We start from the raw sequence: 19,081 nt of genomic DNA, 5'->3' as shown, positions 1-19,081 counted from the left end.
ATGGCCGAAATCATGCGTAATAAAAAACCACTGGCGGTCAGCCCCATAAAAAGCGGTCAGCCGTTGGGGGCGATCCTTGCCAGTATGGGGTTTGAACAGACCATTCCACTGGTGCACGGCGCTCAGGGGTGCAGCGCTTTCGCAAAAGTCTTTTTTATCCAGCATTTTCACGATCCGATCCCCTTACAATCAACGGCGATGGACCCCACCTCCACCATTATGGGCGCGGATGAAAACATTTTGACCGCGCTGAACCTCCTCTGCCAGCGCAATACCCCCAAAGCCATTGTGCTGCTCAGCACCGGACTTTCGGAGGCCCAGGGCAGCGACATTTCGCGCGTGGTCCGGCAGTTCCGCGATGCGTTCCCGCGTCATAAAGGCGTGGCGATCCTCACCGTCAATACACCGGATTTTTACGGCACGCTGGAGAACGGCTACAGCGCGGTGCTGGAAAGCGTGATTGAGCAGTGGGTGGCGGAAAAACCCCTGCCAGGTCTGCGTAATCGCCGCGTTAACTTGCTGCTCAGCCATTTATTGACTCCGGGAGACGTGGAACTGCTGCGCAGCTATGTGGAAGCGTTCGGGTTACAGCCGATCATAGTGCCGGATATCTCGCTGTCACTGGATGGTCATCTGGCGAATGGTGACTTCTCGCCAGTCACCCAGGGCGGTGCGTCTCTGCGCATGATCGAGCAGATGGGGCAGAGCCTGTGCACCTTTGCCATCGGCGTCTCCCTCTCCCGTGCAGCCACGCTGCTGGCGCAGCGCAGTCGCGGCGAAGTAATTGCCCTGCCGCATCTGATGACGCTTGGCGACTGCGATCAGTTTATTCACCATCTGCAACGCCTTTCCGGGCGCGACGTTCCGGCCTGGATTGAACGCCAGCGCGGGCAATTACAGGATGCAATGATCGATTGTCATATGTGGTTACAGGGGGCCCGCATGGCGCTGGCGGCGGAAGGCGATCTGCTGGCGGCATGGTGTGATTTCGCCCGCAGTCAGGGCATGGTTCCCGGCCCGGTTGTCGCACCAGTGAGTCAGCCGGGGTTGCAAAATCTGCCTGTCGATAGCGTAACCATTGGCGATCTGGAAGACCTGCAGGATCTGTTGTGCGCAACCCCGGCGGATCTACTGGTTGCCAACTCCCACGCGGCGGATCTGGCAGAGCAGTTCGCTATCACGCTGGTGCGCGCAGGTTTTCCCCTCTATGACCGGCTCGGCGAATTTCGCCGTGTGCGTCAGGGTTACGCGGGCATGCGCGATACCTTGTTCGAACTGGCGAACACCCTGCGCGAGCGCCATTCTCACCTGGCCACTTACCACTCCCCGTTGCGCCAGCACGTCAGCGAACCGCCCATCTCCGGAGGCAACTATGCACTATGTTAACCGCCAGTTCAGCACCATTTGCTCCGGCGTCTGGTCAATGAAAGTGGCCTTTGCCAGCTCCGACTATCACCATGTGGATCAGCACTTTGGCGCAACGCCGAGGCTGGTTATTTACGGTGTGAAGGAGAACGACGTGACGCTGTTGCGGGTAGTGGATTTTTCGGTGCTTGCCGGGCATCAGCAAGAGAAGATCGCCAGCCGGATCGCAGCGCTGGAGGATTGCGTCACGCTCTACTGTGTGGCGATTGGCGAAAGCGTCTTCCGCCAGTTGCTGCAAATCGGTGTGCGTGCCGTGCGCGTCCCGGCAGAGACCACTATTGAGGGGCTGTTGCAGGAAATTCAGCACTACTGGTATGACAAAGAGCAGCGTAAAAATACGCGTAACCGCAATCCGCAGCGCTTCGCACAACTCTTGCAGGAGCACGACTGGCAGGATGATGAGGAGTGCTGACCGCCAACTGTGTCGTCTCTGTGACAAAACCAACATAAAACTGCGACACAGCTCGCAGTTTTATGACAGAAAAAAATCTTAACCCTCTGAAAATAGGTCACTTTGCCTTCTGGTACTGCTTTTGCTTGGTACGTCTGACCCGCTGTTGATTGACGCGGTGAAATGCGCCCCGGCGCTTTCCGTCATACATCCTGGGAGCTGAGAGCATGTGGAATTACTCCGAGAAAGTGAAAGATCATTTTTTTAATCCCCGTAACGCCCGCGTGGTGGATAACGCCAACGCCGTTGGCGACGTGGGATCGTTAAGCTGCGGCGATGCGTTGCGGCTGATGTTACGAGTGGATCCGCAAAGTGAAACCATCCTTGAGGCCGGGTTCCAGACCTTTGGTTGTGGCAGCGCAATCGCCTCTTCGTCGGCGTTAACTGAGCTGATCATCGGCCGTACGCTGGCGCAGGCTGAACAGGTGACAAACCAGCAGATCGCCGATTATCTCGACGGTCTGCCGCCGCAAAAAATGCACTGTTCCGTGATGGGTCAGGAGGCGCTGCGTGCGGCGATTGCCCACTATCGCGGCGAAACCCTGGAAGACGACCATGAAGAAGGCGCGTTGATCTGCAAATGTTTTGGCGTCGACGAAGGCCAGATCCGCCGCGCGGTGTTAAGCAACGGGTTAACCACGCTTGAAGAGGTGATCAACTACACCAAAGCGGGCGGCGGCTGTACCGCGTGCCATGAAAAAATCGAACTGGCGCTGGCAGATATTCTGGCGCAGCACCCGCAGAGTGCCGCCCCCATCGCAGAACAGAAAGATCCGCACTGGCAGGAAGTGGTGGATGCCATCACTGAACTGCGTCCACATATTCAGGCCGATGGCGGCGATATGACGCTGGTGAACGTTGCAGCGCATACCGTGACAGTCAGCCTCTCCGGCAGTTGCAGCGGTTGCATGATGACCGATATGACGCTGGCATGGCTGCAACAAAAACTGATGGAGCGTACCGGTTGTTATATGGACGTCGTAGCGGCCTGAAGCACCGTCGGTCAACAGAGGGGAAATCACCATGAAACAGGTTTATCTGGATAATAATGCCACCACCCGAATCGATCCGATGGTGCTGGAAGCGATGATGCCGTTCCTGACTGAACATTACGGTAACCCGTCATCCATTCACGATTTTGGCGCACCCTCCCGCGTCGCCCTTGAGAGGGCGCGCCAACAGGTGGCCGACCTGCTCGGTGCGGAACACGCCAGCGAGATTATTTTTACCTCCTGCGCCACCGAAGCGACCTCTACCGCACTGCATGCCGCTGTCGAACTGTTGCCGGAGCGACGGGAAATCATCACAACCGCGGTAGAGCACCCGGCAACCCTGGCGGTGTGCGAACACCTGGAGCGACAGGGCTACCTTATCCACCGCATTGCGGTGGATACCGATGGCGTACTGAATATGCAGCAATATCGCCAGGCGCTAAGCCCGCGCGTTGCGGTGGTCAGCGTTATGTGGGCCAATAATGAAACCGGTGTCCTGTTTCCGGTTGTGGAAATGGCAGCAATGGCGCACGACGTCGGCGCGTTGTTTCACTGCGACGCGGTACAGGTAGTGGGAAAAATACCGCTGGATATTGGTCGGACGGCCATTGATATGCTCTCCTGCTCAGCGCATAAACTGCATGGTCCGAAAGGCGTCGGTTGTCTCTATTTACGCCGTGGTTCGCGTTTTCGTCCACTGCTGCGTGGCGGGCATCAGGAGCGGGGCCGCCGGGCGGGCACTGAAAATATCGCTGGCATTGTGGGGATGGGCGCGGCATGTGAACTGGCGCAGGTGCACCTGCCTGGAATGAACAGCATTGCCGCATTGCGCGATCGTCTTGAAAGCGAACTGGTCAGCCAGGTGCCTTCGGTAAGGGTGATGGGCGGTAATGCCCCGCGCGTTCCCGGCACCGTCAATCTGGCGTTTGAGTTTATCGAAGGCGAAGCGATTCTGTTGCTGCTCAACCAGGCCGGAATAGCGGCCTCCAGCGGCAGCGCCTGCACCTCCGGATCACTGGAACCGTCGCATGTGATGCGCGCCATGCAGATTCCCTATACGGCCGCGCATGGCAGTATTCGTTTTTCGCTCTCCCGTTATACCCGCGAGAAAGAGATAGACTACGTCATTGATGCGTTGCCGCCCATCATCGCCCGTCTGCGCGCGCTTTCTCCCTACTGGCAGGACGGCAAGCCACGTCCGGCTGAAGCCATTTTCACACCGGTTTACGGTTAAGGTGACGTCATGGCAAGCGTAGTGATAAACGATACGACGCTGCGGGACGGTGAACAGAGCCCGGGCGTGGCCTTTCGCGCCAGTGAGAAAGTGGCGCTGGCGCAAGCGCTGTATGAAACCGGCATCACCGCACTGGAAGTTGGCACACCCGCGATGGGCGACGAGGAGCGCACGCGTATGCAACTGGTGCGCCGCCACCTGCCCGCCGCCACGCTGATGGCCTGGTGCCGGATGAATCGCGACGAAATTCAGCAAAGCGCCGACCTGGGCATGGATTGGGTGGATATCTCCCTACCCGCCTCTGACAAACTGCGACAGTACAAACTGCGTGAGCCGCTGCCACGCCTGCTGGAACGGCTGACCACGCTGATTGAGCAGGCAAAAACGCTGGGTTTGCAGGTCTGCATCGGCTGTGAAGACGCCTCCCGCGCGAGCGATCTCACCCTATTGACCATTGCCGATACCGCACAGCAGGCTGGCGCGCAGCGGCTGCGTTTTGCCGATACCCTCGGCATACTCGACCCGTTTACCACCGCCACCCGGATCGGTACGTTACGGCAACGCTGGGCAGGCGAGATTGAAATGCACGCGCACAACGATCTGGGGCTGGCCACCGCCAATACCCTGGCGGCGGTACGCGCCGGGGCGACCAGCGTCAATACCACCGTACTGGGGCTGGGCGAACGGGCAGGTAATGCAGCGCTGGAGACGGTCGCCCTCGGCTTACACCGCTGCCTGGATATCGACTGCGGGGTGCACTTCGCCCGCCTACCCGCCCTGTGCCAGCAAGTCGCCGATGCCGCTCTGCGCCCGATAGACGCCCAACAACCGTTGGTGGGCGCACAGGTGTTTACCCACGAGTCCGGCGTGCATGTCGCCGCGCTGCTGCGCGATCGTGACAGTTATCAGGCGATTGACCCGGCGCTGATGGGCCGTGAATACCGGCTGGTACTCGGCAAACACTCCGGACGCAAGGCCGTAGACGGCGTGTTCGCCCGAATGGGCTACCGGCTCGACGCCCTGCAAATCGAGCTGTTGCTCCCGGCAATCCGGCGCTTTGCCGAAAGCTGGAAACGCACGCCCAAAGATTATGAACTGGTCGCCATTTACGATGAGCTGTGCGGCAGCGCAGCGCAACAGGCCGCAGGGAGTTGAGTATGGAGTGGTTTTATCGCATCCCGGGCGTGGATGAACTCGACAGCGCCGAATCCTTTTTTGAATTTTTCTGCGTACCCTACGCATCACCGGCATTGCGCAGTTGTTGCCTGCGGGTACTGCGTGATTTTCACCAACGCCTGCGCGACCACGTGCCGCTGCGGAATTTACTGGAAGAGGATCCGCGCGCCCCCTGGCTTCTCGCCCGGCGTCTGCTGGCGGAGAGTTATCAGCACTGTACCGCGGAGCATAAGCAATGACTCAAAAATATGCCTTTGGCGAAGAGGTGCGCGTGACACGCGCGATCCGCAACGACGGCACTCTGTTCGGTTACCGGCGTGGCGACTTGCTGGTGCGCCGTGGCACTACCGGTTTTGTGCGCGAATGGGGAACATTTTTGATGGACCAGATCATCTACCAGATCCATTTTCTCGACAGCGACCTGATTGTCGGCTGTCGGGAAGAGGAGCTGCTCCCGGCCTGCGCACCGTGGCACGCCGGTCAGTTTCAGTATGGCGACCATATCGTGTGCCGCTGTGCGTTAGCCATCAACGGCGAGGTGGTGATTGCCGCTGGTGCGCAGGGGCAAATTGCGGCAACCGATCAGGGCGACAACGGTGAAAGTTACATTGTCACCTTTTCGACGCGTAGTTTCCAGGTACCTGCCAGCGCCATGATATTGGTGGAGGAGTAATGAAAGAGCCAGCTTGGGCGCGTTTTGCCAAGCGACGTCTGGCGTTGTCGCGCTGGTGCTGTGAGCCGGACGCCCTTCCTGCCGCGCAGAAAGCGGCCTTCGAGGCAGCCTGGGTACGCCAGAAACGACTGGAAACGGCGGTGGTCGAGGCCGCGGGCGGAGAAAACATCCCGGACGCGGTGCTCAGCGCCGTCGCCGCCTCCCTTGCGCCTCAGCTTGATGAGACGCCCTTTTCCGCAGCGGATCGCCAGGCCGTGATCCGCCACCATGCGCTGATGGAGATGCAATTCACCCGCGTTGCCGCGTCAGCGCCTCAGCCCGATGACATCCAGGTGCTGGCCTGGTATCAGCAACATCAGGCGCAGTTTATGCGCCCGGAACAACGTTTAACCTCGCACTTGCTGGTAACGGTAGATCACGATGGCGAAACGGTGCGACGCCAGGTAGCGCATTTTCATCAGGAAATCGTTCGCACCCGCACGGCTTTCAACCTGCTGGCGCAGCGCTATTCTCACTGCCCCAGCGCGCTGGAGGGCGGTCGGCTGGGCTGGATCAGCCGGGGATTACTCTACCCGGAGCTGGAACAGGCGCTGTTTGCGCTGAAAGAAAATGACGTTAGCGCCCCCATTGAAACCGCGCTGGGCTGGCATTTAGTATGGTGTGAGCACATCCGGGAACCCGCGCCGATGGCAAAAAACGAGGCACTGGTAAAAGCGCGGGAACACCTGTACAGCCTCCAGCAGCAACAATGGCAACGCCGCTGGCTGGCGACATTACTTAACGATGCATCGGCCTGATGCGTTTTTAGGTCATCAGGCCTGACACCCGATAGTGCGCGGTTACAGAATCGCCGGTTTGAGGCTTTCCAGCCAGGCATCTATCCGTTCGTCGGTGAGGTCATACTGATTGTCCTGATCGATAACCAGCCCCACGAATTTATCCGCCTCCAGCGCCTGGGAGGCGTTGAATGTATAACCTTCTTTCGGCCACAGACCAACCACCTGCGCCCCGCAATTTTTCAACGTGTCATACAGCGGGCGCATACCACTGACAAAATTATCCGGATAGCCGACCTGATCCCCCAGCCCGAATAACGCCACGGTTTTACCGCTCAGGCTGGTTCCGGCAAGCTGCGCCATAAATTCGCCCCAGGATTCGCTTTCACACCCCGCTTCCAGCCCTGGCAGTTGCCCGTCGCCCAACGTCGGCGTGCCGAGCACCAGAACCGGATAAGAGAGAAAGGTCGCCAGATCGGTGCGATTGATATTGACCGGCGAAGCCGCCGCCTCCCCCAGTTTTTGTTGGATAAGTTTGGCGATTTTGCGGGTCTTGCCGGTATCGGTGCCGAAAAAAATACCAATAGTAGCCATTGCATGCTCCTGTCAGGAAAAAGGATTAATCCGCCATGAAAAGGCAGGAATCAGACAGGATATTGCGAAGGCTGTGCCAGGTTTACGGATGAGCAAAACCTGCACCAAACCGGGCGCGCACGCACCATCGTGATGATTTTTTCGCCAGCACATTTCGTCCTCAGTGCCCGCCCGCAGGGCAACAACGCGATTAATGCCGTCGAATACCGATCTGGATCAATGTTAACGCCTGTTAATGCCGCAGAAGGTGCACTCTTTGCATGGTTAATGTGCGCCCGACCGCGTGCGGGCGAAAGTCGACAGGTGGCACAAATTGTCATAACTGCGACATAACCCACGTTGACCCCCCAGGAGTGCGTGATGACTCTGAATATGATGATGGATGCCACCGCGCCGGAAGAGATTGCCGGCGCGCTGACTCAACGGCATCCCGGCCTGTTTTTTACCATGGTCGAACAAGCGCCTGTGGCGATCTCACTGACCGATCCCCATGCGCGGATCGTCTACGCTAATCCGGCGTTTTGCCGTCAGACCGGTTATGACCTTGAACAGTTGTTACAGCAAAATCCACGGCTGTTGTCGAGTAAGCAAACACCGCGGGAAATTTACCAGCAGATGTGGCAGACGCTACTGCAACGCCGGGCCTGGCGCGGACAACTGATTAACCGCCGCCAGGACGGTAGCCTTTATCTGGTGGAGATCGACATTACGCCGGTTATCAATCAGTTCGGTGTGCTGGAGCACTATCTGGCGATGCAGCGGGATATCAGCGCCAGCTATGCGCTGGAGCAGCGGCTGCGTAACCATATGACGCTCACGGAAGCGGTGCTGAACAATATTCCGGCGGCAGTCGTAGTGGTCGATGAATACGACCGTGTCGTGATGGACAACCTGGTCTATAAAACGTTTTGCGCCGACTGCGGCGGTAAAGAGTTACTCAGTGAACTGAATTTCTCCGCCCGCAAAGCAGAGCTGGCCACCAGTCAGGTATTGCCGGTCGTGATCCGTGGCGTGGTGCGCTGGTTGTCGGTCACCTGCTGGGCACTCCCCGGCGTTAGCGAAGAAGCCGGACGTTACTTTATTGATAGTGCGTTACCCCGCACGCTGGTGGTGATCACCGACGATACCCAACAGCAGCAGCAACGGGAACAGGGGCGTCTCGATCGTCTCAAGCAACAGATGACCACCGGCAAACTGCTGGCGGCAATTCGCGAGTCGCTGGATGCAGCGCTGATTCAGCTTAATTGCCCTATCAATATGCTGGCGGCCGCACGGCGTCTGAATGGCGATGATCACAATAATGTGGCGTTGGATGCAGCCTGGCGTGAAGGCGAAGAAGCGATGGCGCGTTTGCAACGTTGCCGCCCATCACTGGAGCTGGAAAGCGCTGCAGTCTGGCCGTTGCAGCCCTTTTTTGATGATCTGCGCGCCCTCTATCACACCCGTTTTGATGAGGGTAAAAACCTGCACATCGAGCTCGATTCACCGCAACTCGTCGGTTTTGGTCAGCGCACGCAACTGCTTGCCTGCCTGAGCCTGTGGCTCGACAGAACGCTGGATATTGCCGCTGGCCTGCGTGATTTCACCGCGCAAACGCAAATTTTTGCCCGTGAAGAAAATGGCTGGCTCTCCTTTTATATCAATGACAATGTGCCGCTGATCCAGGTGCGTTACACCCACTCTCCCGACGCATTAAATGCCCCGGGAAAAGGGATGGAGCTGCGCCTGATCCAGACGCTGGTGGCCCACCACCGCGGTGCGATAGAACTGACCTCACGCCCCGAAGGGGGCACCTGCCTGACCCTGCGTTTCCCGTTATTTCATTCACTGACCGGAGGCTCACAATGACCCAGCGAACCGAGTCGGGTAATCCCGTCTGGCGCTTCGACCTGTCCCAGCAGTTTACCGCGATGCAACGCATCAGCGTGGTCTTAAGTCGGGCGACAGAGATTGGTCAGACATTACAGGAAGTGCTGTGCGTGCTGCACAACGATGCGTTTATGCAACACGGGATGATCTGTCTGTACGACAATCAACAATCCATCCTCAGTATTGAAGCCTTGCAGGAAGCCGATCAGGAGTTGATTCCCGGCAGTTCGCTGATCCGCTATCGGCCCGGAGAAGGGCTGGTCGGTACGGTACTGTCGCAGGGGCAATCGTTGGTGCTTCCGCGCGTGGCTGACGATCAGCGTTTTCTCGATCGTCTGGGACTGTATGACTACAACCTGCCGTTTATCGCCGTGCCATTAATGGGGCTGCAATCACAACCGATGGGCGTGCTGGCCGCGCAGCCGATGGCGCGTTTCGAGGAGCGGTTGCCCGCCTGCACACGTTTTCTGGAAACGGTCGCCAACCTGGTGGCGCAAACGGTACGGCTGATGATGCGCCCCGCCGCCACCTCCCCACGCGCAACGGTGATAAATAATGAACGTCCGCGCGGCTGTGCGACGGCACGCTCGTTTGGTTTTGAAAATATGGTCGGCAATAGCCCGGCGATGCGCCAGACCATGGAAATTATTCGCCAGGTTTCCCGCTGGGATACCACTGTGCTGGTGCGGGGAGAAAGCGGTACCGGCAAGGAGCTGATCGCCAATGCTATCCATCACAATTCGCCACGCGCCGGTGCGCCGTTTGTGAAATTTAACTGCGCTGCCCTGCCCGATACCCTGCTGGAAAGTGAGCTGTTCGGTCATGAAAAAGGGGCATTCACCGGTGCGGTGCGCCAGCGGAAAGGCCGTTTTGAACTGGCGGACGGCGGCACACTGTTTCTTGATGAGATTGGTGAAAGCAGCGCCTCGTTTCAGGCCAAGCTACTGCGGATTTTGCAGGAAGGCGAAATGGAGCGCGTCGGCGGTGACGAAACGCTACAGGTGAACGTTCGTATTATTGCGGCAACCAATCGCAATCTGGAAGAGGAAGTGCGGCTGGGGAATTTTCGGGAAGATCTCTACTACCGTCTCAATGTGATGCCTATCTCCCTGCCCCCGCTGCGCGAGCGACAGGAAGACATTGCTGATCTGGCACACTTTCTGGTGCGTAAAATCGCGCAAAACCAGAGCCGTACGCTACGCATCAGCGATGGAGCCATCCGCCTGTTGATGAGCTACAACTGGCCCGGCAACGTGCGTGAACTGGAAAACTGCATTGAACGCTCGGCGGTGATGTCGGAAAGCGGTCTGATCGATCGCGACGTGATCATGTTTAATCACCGGGAAAATACGCCGAAGCAACCCCCGCTCACTACATCGCGGGAGGATAGCTGGCTCGATCACTCACTGGATGAACGTCAGCGGTTGATTGCCGCGCTGGAAAAAGCCGGCTGGGTGCAGGCGAAAGCGGCGCGTTTACTGGGGATGACCCCGCGCCAGGTGGCGTACCGCATTCAAACCATGGATATCACCTTGCCAAGAATGTGAGCCCGGATTTGTGGCATTCGGCACAATGTCAGCCAAATGCCACAACACTCACAACACAACGCGGGCGCAGTGAAATTAAGTCTCTTTTTTTCAATAAGTTAAAAAGTCGGTACACGGTACAAGATTTGCAACTGGGGGTTATGACTCCGAAACGAAGGTATCCCCATGACTTCCTGCTCATCCACCGTTGGCAGTTCACGCTGCCGGGCCGTTCAGCCTGAACCGTTATCTGATGTTGTGGCTGGCAAAGTGGCGTTGCATCCCTGCTATTCGCGTAGCGGTCACCACCATTTTGCACGCATGCATCTGCCCGTCGCCCCTGCCTGTAATCTGCAATGTCATTACTGCAACCGTAAATTTGATTGCAGCAATGAGTCCCGGCCTGGGGTCTCTTCCTCGCTGCTGACGCCGGAACAGGCGGTCGCCAAAGTGCGCCACGTCGCAGCGGCTATTCCACAGTTATCGGTAGTGGGCATCGCCGGTCCTGGCGATCCACTGGCGAATATGAGCCGTACCTTTACGACCCTGGCGCTCATCCGGGAACACCTGCCAGATATGAAATTATGTTTATCTACCAATGGGTTAATGCTTCCGGATGCGGTGGATCGACTGGTGGATGTGGGCGTCGATCATGTTACGGTGACCATTAATACTCTCGACCCGGAGATTGCCGCGCAGATCTATGCGTGGCTGTGGCTGGACGGTGAGCGTTACAGCGGGCGCGAAGCCGGTGAAATACTGATCGCCCGACAACTTGCCGGGGTACGTCGCCTGACGGAAAAAGGGGTGCTGGTAAAAATCAACTCGGTATTGATCCCCGGTATTAACGACCAGGCACTGGCGGACGTCAGCCGTGAGTTGCGTGCCAGCGGTGCGTTTATTCATAATATTATGCCGTTGATTGCCCGCCCCGAACACGGCACGGTGTTTGGTCTGAAGGGTCAGCCGGAGCCGGATGCCGCGATGACAGCCCGCGTCCGGGAAACGTGCGGCGAGGTGATGCCGCAAATGACCCACTGCCAGCAGTGCCGCGCCGATGCCATTGGTATGCTGGGGGAAGATCGTAGCCAGCAGTTTGCCCTGCTCCCCGTCGAGGCGTCGCCTCAACCCTGGTTGCCTACGCTCTATCGCCGCACGCAATTGCATGCCAGCATTCTGACCAAAGGCGATGCCGACGAAAAAGATGCCTGCCTGGTTGCCGTGGCGTCGACCCACGGTGAGGTAATCGACGCGCATTTTGGTCATGCGGATCGCTTTCGCATCTACAGTTTGTCGGCAGCGGGCGCGGTGCTGGTCAATGAGCGATTTACCCCGAAATATTGCGGCGGACAGGATGAATGTGATCCGCAGGAAGGTGATGCGCTCTTTGCGTTGCTGGCGGATGTGAAAGCGGTGTTTTGCGCACGCATCGGTTACGCACCGTGGCAAAAGCTGGAAGCGCGCGGCATTCAGCCCTGTGTCGACGATGCCTGGCAACCGATCAATACTGCGCTACTGCGTTGGTGGCAACGCTGGCGTCAGCAGTGCGCGGCAAAACAGCCTGACCAGGGGGTGGCCTGATGTTGACGCGCGACTGGCTACAGCGTTTGTTATGGCTTTATGCCCATGGCGAGGGCTGTTATCCGTTAAAGATGGGGCTTGATGCCGCGCAATGGGCAACACTGCAGGCTGATTTTTCGCCGCCAGCAGGGCAGATCCCTTCGGATTGTCTGCTGCGACAATCCGTGATGAGCGAACTGAACGCCACCCGAACGGAGGAACGGCAGCAACTGGCGCAGTGGCTGGCGTGCTATATGGCGCCTGATGCGGCGCCGATGCATCTGATCATCGCCAGCGTGTCGCTGGCGTTTAATCATCTCTGGCAGGATCTGGGGCTACATTCACGCGAAGAGTTGCGGGAGTTGATGAGCGACTGCTTTCCGCGCCTTGTTGAGATGAATACCCAGAATATGCGCTGGAAAAAATTCTTCTATCGCCAGCGCTGTCTGCAAAGCGACGGCGAACTGGTCTGCCGCTCCCCCAGTTGTGATGCTTGCTGCGAACGCGCGTACTGTTTTGAACCTGCCTGAAGCCCTAAGGTAAACAGGCCCGGTGCCACTGGGTTCATCGGGTCTGAATATCTGTGCATCCCCACGCCACTGTCCTATTATTTAATAATAAAAGTAAAATATTTTGCCGCAATCACACGGTTCCAGTAGTCAGGGTGTTACTGTAGCCTATATATTTGGAAAACTTATACAAAAGTAACAGGTGTGTGAGGTAGCGAATGTATTCTTTTGTGGCCAGACAGGCGATATTTGATAAACAATTAAACACCGTCGGTTACGAGCTTCTCTTCAGGGACAGTATGGATAACCGTTTCCCGGATATCTCTGCGGAACAAGCCACCACGCAATTAATTGAAGAACAATTTCTTAGCGCCCCGGTCGGACGCAAAAGTGACAACAGCACGGTATATGTTAATTTCCCCTACCAACTGTTGGTGGAAGGCCTGGCGGAAACGTTGCCAAAAGATCGCGTAGTCATTGAAATACTTGAAGATGCTAAGCCGGATGGCAAGCTACTGGAAACGGTAAAACGCTTACATAACAGCGGATTTCGCATCGCACTGGATGATTTCGTGCCCGGTAACGCATGGGATTCATTTATGCCGTATGTCAACGTTATTAAATTTGATATAAGGAGTGGTTCGCGCGACGAAATAAGCCAGTTTATTCGTTCCAACCGTGATTCATTACGCCATACCGTTTTGCTGGCGGAAAAAGTGGAAACCTATGACGAATTCGAAAATTATAAAAAAATGGGCTTCAATTTGTTTCAGGGGTATTTTTTCAGCAAGCCGGTTGTCACTAAGCGAAATAAATTGGTGCAAAATCGGGCATTCGCACTGAAATTGATGCAGGAAGTGAACGTAGAATCACCTAATTTAAATAAAATTGAAGATCTGTTAAAACGCGACGTCTCGCTTTCCTTCAAGATTATGCGCTATGCGCAGAATATTCTCTATAACACACGCGGCATCAGCGGCTTTCGCAATCAATCATTACGCGACGTGGTGGTTTACCTTGGGATTAGCGAAATGCGCCGTTTTGTGTTGGTCGCTTGCCTGACTTCGTTTGAAGAGGTGAGCAACACCGAGATCTATTATCTCAGCCTCATTCGCGCAAAATTCTGCGAACTGCTGGCGGCGCGCACCTCAGCCAATAATGCCATTAATGATGCATTTATGGTCGGTTTATTCTCCTTGCTTGATGTGATCCTTGGACTGCCGCTTGACGAGTTGCTTGAGCAAATCACCGTCTCTCCGGAAGTGGCAAAAGCCCTGCAAAGCCACAGTGGTGAATTGTACCTTTATCTGCGTCTGGCGCGTCTCTATGAACAACGGATCTGGAAAGAAGCCAACGAGGTGGCGGCGCAATTAGGTTTGTCGAACGCCATGGTCAGCGAGCTGATGAACCAGGCGACAAAATGGGCGGATGAACTGCCAATTAGCACATCGCGTTAATTTTTATTCCTGTTACGTGCAATTCCGTAATAATCATCTTCAGTATTGAAATACACTGAAACATTATTTCAATTGCATTTTGTACAATTGCTTCACATTTTTAACACCCCTCCTTCCCCTTAATCAAAATTTATTTCCCGCCATGTGCCGTTGCACAAAAATCATAGCGTAATGTGATTAAGATCAGATAAAAAGATCAATATTTTCAGAAATATTGCCGTTATTAATAATTCCTTTCTTTATATAGCGTAGGATTATGAAAAAAATAGCGCAGGCAACTGTTCTGACCAAACTGCTCATCGGCTTCTCCATCCTGATTGTGATGATGTTGCTGCTGGGCGTTGTGTCTATTTATCAGCTCAACACCAGTAATCACCATATTGATAAATTCCGCGAAAACCGCATGCCTGGTGTTCGCTATTCCCTTGAAATGCGTGGCGTATTATCCGAAATGCGCTTGCAACAGATTCAGTACATCACCTCTACTACGCCGGAATCTCGCGAGCAGCATCGGGGAGAATTACTGCAAAACCAGGCCATATTCCTGAATGCGGAACAGCAGTACGCCAAAGCCTCCGCCGATGCGCCGCAAGAGATGCGTGCCCTGTTTGCGACAGTGGTCGATAACTTTAAAAACTTTGTCGACGTTAACGCCAAAGTGATCGACGCAGTAAGCAGTGGCAATGCGGATGAAGCCTCCAAAATCAGCGGCGCTGTCTCCGCCAAATACCGTACCCAGTTAATGAAAGATCTGGCTACGCTGGTGGATATGGAACTGGCGCTGGGCGATAAAGCGGGCGATGATTCGCAAGCAGGTTATAACCAGGCCTTATACCTGCTGAGTGGTTTACTGCTGCTGGCCCTGATTGCCACAGGTGTGATCGCCCTCTTTATCTCTCGCAATCTGGCGCGTCAGTTGGGCGGCGAACCGGCCTATGCGGTTTCGATCATGAAAGCGATTGCCGCCGGTAATCTGAGCGCGGATGTCACGCTACGCGATAACGACAGCCAAAGTTTGCTGGCGACCATTAAGTTTATGAACAGCAAACTGGCGGAGATCATTAACGGCATTATTAACGGCAGCGAATCTATCTCCCATGCCGCCAGTGAAATTGCCGAAGGCAACAACGATCTGTCGCAGCGTACCGAAGAACAAGCCGCATCGCTGGTGCAAACATCGTCGAACATGCAGCAAATCACGGAAAACGTGAAGAGCAACGCCGAAAACGCCCGTAAAGCCAGCGATCTGGCACGTGAGACATCACAAACGGCGGTTAAAGGCGGCAAAGAGGTGCATGACATGTTGAAACGCATGCATGAAATCTCCGATAGCTCGCAGAAAATTGTCGATATTATCTCGGTGATTGAAGGGATTGCCTTCCAGACCAATATCCTGGCGCTTAACGCCGCGGTTGAAGCTGCGCGCGCAGGCGAACAGGGTAAAGGCTTTGCGGTGGTCGCCGGCGAAGTGCGCAACCTGGCGCAGAAAAGCGCCGATGCGGCAAAAGAGATCAAGCAGTTGATTGAAGGAACGGTGGAGAAGATCACTGATGGTTCACGCTTTGCTGATACTGCCAGCCGCGCGATGGAAGATATCGTGACGTCGGTAAACAAGGTGACCGATATCGTGGCGGAAATTTCTGCCGCCTCAACGGAACAGCACCAGGGGATCAAGGAAATTAGCGTGGCAATTGAACAGATGGACCAGGTGACCCAACAGAACGCCACTCTGGTGGAACAAGCGGCTGTCGCCGCCCAGTCCATGACCGAGCAAAGCGAAATCCTCCGCGATTCCGTACGCTTCTTCCAGTTGGCGCGTTAATGCCGCACAGGCCCGATGATGCAGGATGCCATCGGGCCTGTTCTTCCGTTACATGACGAGGGTTTTCGGCTCCATAAACGCCGCTAATCCCCAGCGCCCCATTTCCCGCCCAATGCCTGAGTGTTTAAAACCACCGAACGGCGCACCGGCCTCATGCGCCAGCGTGTTCACCTGCACACGCCCGGCGTGAATTTGCGCCGCCACCTGCTGTGCACGTTCAACATCGCGACCCAGTACCAACGCACTTAATCCATAATCCGTGTCATTGGCGATCGCTACCGCATGCGCATCATCCTGATAACCGATCACCGATAACACCGGGCCAAAAATCTCTTCACGGGCAATGCGCATTGTGTTCTCCACATCCGTAAACAACGTCGGGCGGACAAACCACCCCTGCCCGCTATTTTCCGGCCGCCCTTCACCGCCCGCCAGTACTCGCGCCCCTTCCTGCTGCCCAAGGCGAATGTACGACTGCACACGCTGCCACTGTTTTTCACTGACCATCGGCCCGATATCGTTAGCTGGATCGTGCGGGTCGCCTGATTTTACCGACGCAACCGCCTGCGCCAACGCCGCTTCGTACTCAGCCTTACGTGAATTCGGCACCAGAATACGCGTGCCAGCAATACAGGCCTGACCGCTGTTAATAAACCCCGCCTGTATCGCTAAAGGCACGGCGGTGGCGGGATCGGCATCATCCAGGATCAGGATGGGCGATTTACCGCCCAGCTCCAAAGTAACCCGTTTAAAGGTGTCAGCGGCATTACGCAGGATCGCTTTGCCCGTCATGGTTGAGCCGGTGAACGAGATTTTTGCGATATCCGGGTGACGGCTCATCACCTCGCCCACCACCTCGCCGCGCCCGGTGACAATATTAAACACGCCGGGCGGCAGTTCCGCCTGATGCAATGCGCGAGTCACCACCTGGGTTTGCCATGCGCTCATCTCGCTGGGTTTGATCACCGCCGTACACCCCGCCGCCAACGCGGCGGCAAGCTTGCCGCAGATAAATCCCGCATTGCTGTTCCACGGAGTGATAAGACCGGCCACACCCAGCGGTGTCATCTCCACACGCGCGTGGCCAACCTGTGAGGTAAACACAAACTGCTGCAGATCGCTTATCACCTGATCGATAACCGCCACGGGGTAGCGTGCCATCCAGACTGCGCGGGCGGCAGGCGCGCCATACTCCTGCACAATGGCCTGCAATAACTCCTCTTCACACGCCGCTAATGCCTCACGCATGCGCGTCAGCGCCGCGACTCGCTCCCCGACACGGGTCTGCGACCAGGCTGGAAACGCGGCTTTTGCTGCGGCAATGGCGTTCAGCGCATCGGCTTCGTTTGCCAGACGCACCTGACCAGTGACGTCGCCAGTCGCCGGATTAAACAGGTCAAAACGTTCTGTGCCTTGCGGCGTCACCCATTCGCCGTTAATGGAAATATGTTCGACAGATTGCATGGAAACCTCCTTCTGTAACGTGTGTCCAGTGTGTCATAGCTTTATCGCGCCGATAATCCACGCTATGCTGCAAAGGTTGTTTCGATTTTCGGGATAATCTATGCATCGTTCAGGGTTGATTGAGCTGGAAGTGGTGATGGCGGTTATGCGCCAGGGCAGTTTCCGCGCCGCGGCCAGAGAACTGGGTATGTCGGCGACCGCCGTCAGTAATGCCATTGCCGGGCTGGAAAGCCGTCTGGATGTGCGGCTATTTCACCGTACTACCCGCAGCGTCGCGCTAACCGAGGCCGGGCAACGTTTTGTGGCGCGAGTAGGCCCGGCCTTGCAGGAGATTCGCCATGCCACGGAAGAGATCCACAGCGTCGCTGACGAGCCGTCCGGCACGTTGCGCATTAATGTACCTCAGGCGGTAGGACAGCTTTTTCTTGATGATCTGTTGGTGCGTTTTCTTGCCCGTTATCCCTTGATGCGCCTCGAAATCGCCAGCGAAGCCCGGATGATCGATATCGTCGCCGAAGGGTATGATGCAGGCATTCGCCTGGCCGAGTCGATCCCGCAGGATATGATTGCCGTCCCCTTGACGCCGGATATTCACATGCGGGTTGTGGCCACGCCGGAATGGTTTGCTGCGCACGGTACACCGCAAACACCGGAGGATTTGTATCAGCATCAGGGGATTTGCATGCGCATGTCGCACGGTGGGATTTACCGTTGGGAGCTATCGCACCATGGTCAGCATTACGCGATTGCCGTTCCCGCCCGGCTGGCGACAACCGACCTGTTTACCTCGATCGCGGCGGTGCGCGCCGGGCTGGGCGTAGGTTTCTTACCAGGGTTCTATATTGAAGACGATCTGCGTAGCGGTCGGCTGGTTAGCGTGCTGGATGCGTGGACACAGCCCTTTAAGGGGCTGTGCCTGTATTATCCGGGACATCGCCATATCCCGCTGGGGCTGCAAGCGTTTATCGCCTTTATCCGCGAAGCGGTTTAATTACTCGAGATGCGCGCGATCCAGGCCGTAGGCTTTGTCCAGCGCACCGGGTAAGGTCTGTTGCAGCACCATTAACCGATTCCAGCTATTAATGATAGCGATAGAGAATGCAAGTTCAGCCACTTCCACCTCACTGAAATGCTCACGCACTTCACGGTACAGCTCATCACTGACGCCCTGCTCCCCGAGGCGTGTCAACGCTTCGGTTAATGCCAGCGCCGCCCGCTCTTTTGCGGTAAACAGCGGCGACTCACGCCAGACCGCAACATGGTAAAGACGCAACTCACGCTCGCCGTGCACTTTCGCCTGTTTGACATGCATATCGAGGCAGAAGGTACAGCCATTCAGTTGCGATGCGCGAACATCAACAAGATTTTTAATGGCGGTATCAAGGCTGCTGTTGTGCGATGCCTGGCTGGCATCACCCAGAGTTTTGATTAGCGAAGGTGCGGTCTGAAAGAGATTCACGCGGGTGCTCATAATCATTTACCTCATTTATTGATTCAACAGCCGCTATACTACCGACTTATGGCATACTAAAAAGACGCAAAATGTGAAAATC

The 19,081-nt window shown here is 56.2% G+C and carries 18 protein-coding genes; 15 read left to right on the top strand and 3 right to left on the bottom strand.

From position 1 onward, the window contains the following. From nifN to nifM, 8 genes are all read left to right on the top strand, one after another. Window positions 1-1,386: a nitrogenase iron-molybdenum cofactor biosynthesis protein NifN gene (gene nifN, locus GA0061071_RS16295; protein ID WP_088237517.1), complete on the top strand. Its 1,386-nt coding sequence runs from the start codon at window positions 1-3 to the stop codon at window positions 1,384-1,386. Beyond that, entirely contained in the window at window positions 1,373-1,837 is a 465-nt protein-coding gene (locus tag GA0061071_RS16290) for a NifB/NifX family molybdenum-iron cluster-binding protein (RefSeq protein WP_061495717.1), read from the top strand. The genes nifN and GA0061071_RS16290 overlap by 14 nt, the downstream gene beginning before the upstream one ends. Before the next feature lie 206 nt (window positions 1,838-2,043). Then, window positions 2,044-2,868, top strand: coding sequence for a Fe-S cluster assembly protein NifU (gene nifU, locus GA0061071_RS16285; RefSeq protein WP_088237516.1), 825 nt, complete (start codon window positions 2,044-2,046; stop codon window positions 2,866-2,868). A gap of 31 nt (window positions 2,869-2,899) precedes the next feature. After that, complete coding sequence (nifS, locus tag GA0061071_RS16280) at window positions 2,900-4,102, top strand: cysteine desulfurase NifS (RefSeq protein ID WP_061495713.1); 1,203 nt, start codon at window positions 2,900-2,902, stop codon at window positions 4,100-4,102. Window positions 4,103-4,111: 9 nt separating this feature from the next. Continuing rightward, window positions 4,112-5,257, top strand: coding sequence for a homocitrate synthase (nifV, locus tag GA0061071_RS16275; protein ID WP_061495711.1), 1,146 nt, complete (start codon window positions 4,112-4,114; stop codon window positions 5,255-5,257). A 2-nt stretch (window positions 5,258-5,259) separates the two neighbouring features. Then, the gene (locus tag GA0061071_RS16270; RefSeq protein WP_061495709.1) at window positions 5,260-5,517 is read left to right on the top strand and encodes a nitrogenase-stabilizing/protective protein NifW; all 258 of its coding nucleotides are present in this window, start codon (window positions 5,260-5,262) and stop codon (window positions 5,515-5,517) included. Then, window positions 5,514-5,951, top strand: coding sequence for a nitrogen fixation protein NifZ (locus GA0061071_RS16265; protein ID WP_061495707.1), 438 nt, complete (start codon window positions 5,514-5,516; stop codon window positions 5,949-5,951). The genes GA0061071_RS16270 and GA0061071_RS16265 overlap by 4 nt, the downstream gene beginning before the upstream one ends. After that, a complete protein-coding gene (gene nifM / locus GA0061071_RS16260) occupies window positions 5,951-6,748 on the top strand; it encodes a nitrogen fixation protein NifM (protein ID WP_088237515.1) in 798 nt (265 codons plus the stop codon). The genes GA0061071_RS16265 and nifM overlap by 1 nt, the downstream gene beginning before the upstream one ends. A gap of 42 nt (window positions 6,749-6,790) precedes the next feature. Here nifM and GA0061071_RS16255 read toward each other — a convergent pair whose 3' ends face one another. Further along, on the bottom strand, window positions 6,791-7,321 hold the full coding sequence (locus tag GA0061071_RS16255; RefSeq protein ID WP_061495703.1) for a flavodoxin: 531 nt from the start codon (window positions 7,319-7,321) through the stop codon (window positions 6,791-6,793). A gap of 360 nt (window positions 7,322-7,681) precedes the next feature. Between GA0061071_RS16255 and nifL the strand changes: the two genes are divergently transcribed. From nifL to GA0061071_RS16225, 6 genes are all read left to right on the top strand, one after another. Next, a complete protein-coding gene (gene nifL, locus GA0061071_RS16250; protein ID WP_088237514.1) occupies window positions 7,682-9,169 on the top strand; it encodes a nitrogen fixation negative regulator NifL in 1,488 nt (495 codons plus the stop codon). After that, window positions 9,166-10,737, top strand: a complete 1,572-nt coding sequence (gene nifA, locus GA0061071_RS16245; RefSeq protein WP_061495699.1) for a nif-specific transcriptional activator NifA — start codon at window positions 9,166-9,168, stop codon at window positions 10,735-10,737. Before nifL ends, nifA begins: the two co-directional genes overlap by 4 nt. Window positions 10,738-10,902: 165 nt before the next feature. Next, a complete protein-coding gene (gene nifB, locus GA0061071_RS16240; protein ID WP_088237513.1) occupies window positions 10,903-12,297 on the top strand; it encodes a nitrogenase cofactor biosynthesis protein NifB in 1,395 nt (464 codons plus the stop codon). After that, entirely contained in the window at window positions 12,297-12,806 is a 510-nt protein-coding gene (locus GA0061071_RS16235) for a nitrogen fixation protein NifQ (protein ID WP_088237512.1), read from the top strand. The genes nifB and GA0061071_RS16235 overlap by 1 nt, the downstream gene beginning before the upstream one ends. 197 nt (window positions 12,807-13,003) lie before the next feature. Then, the gene (locus GA0061071_RS16230) at window positions 13,004-14,242 is read left to right on the top strand and encodes an EAL and HDOD domain-containing protein (protein ID WP_061495693.1); all 1,239 of its coding nucleotides are present in this window, start codon (window positions 13,004-13,006) and stop codon (window positions 14,240-14,242) included. Between the two features lie 256 nt (window positions 14,243-14,498). Further along, window positions 14,499-16,064 (top strand): methyl-accepting chemotaxis protein, encoded by a 1,566-nt coding sequence (locus tag GA0061071_RS16225; protein WP_061495691.1) that lies wholly within the window; start codon window positions 14,499-14,501, stop codon window positions 16,062-16,064. 48 nt (window positions 16,065-16,112) lie between these two features. Here the strand turns inward: GA0061071_RS16225 and GA0061071_RS16220 are convergent, their stop codons facing one another. Continuing rightward, complete coding sequence (locus GA0061071_RS16220) at window positions 16,113-17,528, bottom strand: aldehyde dehydrogenase family protein (RefSeq protein WP_088237511.1); 1,416 nt, start codon at window positions 17,526-17,528, stop codon at window positions 16,113-16,115. A gap of 100 nt (window positions 17,529-17,628) precedes the next feature. On the opposite strand from GA0061071_RS16220, the gene GA0061071_RS16215 reads away from it, so the two are divergent. Next, window positions 17,629-18,519: a LysR family transcriptional regulator gene (locus GA0061071_RS16215; RefSeq protein WP_088237510.1), complete on the top strand. Its 891-nt coding sequence runs from the start codon at window positions 17,629-17,631 to the stop codon at window positions 18,517-18,519. On the opposite strand, the gene GA0061071_RS16210 is transcribed toward GA0061071_RS16215, so the two are convergent. After that, window positions 18,520-18,999 carry a carboxymuconolactone decarboxylase family protein gene (locus GA0061071_RS16210; RefSeq protein WP_088237663.1) on the bottom strand — a complete coding sequence of 160 codons (480 nt, stop codon included), beginning with the start codon at window positions 18,997-18,999 and terminating at the stop codon, window positions 18,520-18,522. Window positions 19,000-19,081: the final 82 nt, after the last annotated feature.

Origin of the sequence: Kosakonia oryzendophytica (genome assembly GCF_900094925.1) — a bacterium.
Lineage (GTDB): Bacteria > Pseudomonadota > Gammaproteobacteria > Enterobacterales > Enterobacteriaceae > Kosakonia > Kosakonia oryzendophytica.
Note: the sequence above shows the minus strand (reverse complement) of the source record. Positions and strands in the feature narration are given on the sequence as shown.

What these genes read in the sequence shown, in the direction of transcription:
- GA0061071_RS16210 (WP_088237663.1), bottom strand. Translation starts at nt 18,999, where the DNA reads ATGAGCACCCGCGTGAATCTCTTTCAGACCGCACCTTCGCTAATCAAA.
- GA0061071_RS16255 (WP_061495703.1), bottom strand. Translation starts at nt 7,321, where the DNA reads ATGGCTACTATTGGTATTTTTTTCGGCACCGATACCGGCAAGACCCGC.
- nifB (WP_088237513.1), top strand. Translation starts at nt 10,903, where the DNA reads ATGACTTCCTGCTCATCCACCGTTGGCAGTTCACGCTGCCGGGCCGTT.
- GA0061071_RS16215 (WP_088237510.1), top strand. Translation starts at nt 17,629, where the DNA reads ATGCATCGTTCAGGGTTGATTGAGCTGGAAGTGGTGATGGCGGTTATG.
- GA0061071_RS16235 (WP_088237512.1), top strand. Translation starts at nt 12,297, where the DNA reads ATGTTGACGCGCGACTGGCTACAGCGTTTGTTATGGCTTTATGCCCAT.
- nifS (WP_061495713.1), top strand. Translation starts at nt 2,900, where the DNA reads ATGAAACAGGTTTATCTGGATAATAATGCCACCACCCGAATCGATCCG.
- nifN (WP_088237517.1), top strand. Translation starts at nt 1, where the DNA reads ATGGCCGAAATCATGCGTAATAAAAAACCACTGGCGGTCAGCCCCATA.
- GA0061071_RS16230 (WP_061495693.1), top strand. Translation starts at nt 13,004, where the DNA reads ATGTATTCTTTTGTGGCCAGACAGGCGATATTTGATAAACAATTAAAC.
- nifU (WP_088237516.1), top strand. Translation starts at nt 2,044, where the DNA reads ATGTGGAATTACTCCGAGAAAGTGAAAGATCATTTTTTTAATCCCCGT.
- GA0061071_RS16225 (WP_061495691.1), top strand. Translation starts at nt 14,499, where the DNA reads ATGAAAAAAATAGCGCAGGCAACTGTTCTGACCAAACTGCTCATCGGC.
- GA0061071_RS16220 (WP_088237511.1), bottom strand. Translation starts at nt 17,528, where the DNA reads ATGCAATCTGTCGAACATATTTCCATTAACGGCGAATGGGTGACGCCG.
- GA0061071_RS16270 (WP_061495709.1), top strand. Translation starts at nt 5,260, where the DNA reads ATGGAGTGGTTTTATCGCATCCCGGGCGTGGATGAACTCGACAGCGCC.
- GA0061071_RS16265 (WP_061495707.1), top strand. Translation starts at nt 5,514, where the DNA reads ATGACTCAAAAATATGCCTTTGGCGAAGAGGTGCGCGTGACACGCGCG.
- nifL (WP_088237514.1), top strand. Translation starts at nt 7,682, where the DNA reads ATGACTCTGAATATGATGATGGATGCCACCGCGCCGGAAGAGATTGCC.
- GA0061071_RS16290 (WP_061495717.1), top strand. Translation starts at nt 1,373, where the DNA reads ATGCACTATGTTAACCGCCAGTTCAGCACCATTTGCTCCGGCGTCTGG.
- nifM (WP_088237515.1), top strand. Translation starts at nt 5,951, where the DNA reads ATGAAAGAGCCAGCTTGGGCGCGTTTTGCCAAGCGACGTCTGGCGTTG.
- nifV (WP_061495711.1), top strand. Translation starts at nt 4,112, where the DNA reads ATGGCAAGCGTAGTGATAAACGATACGACGCTGCGGGACGGTGAACAG.
- nifA (WP_061495699.1), top strand. Translation starts at nt 9,166, where the DNA reads ATGACCCAGCGAACCGAGTCGGGTAATCCCGTCTGGCGCTTCGACCTG.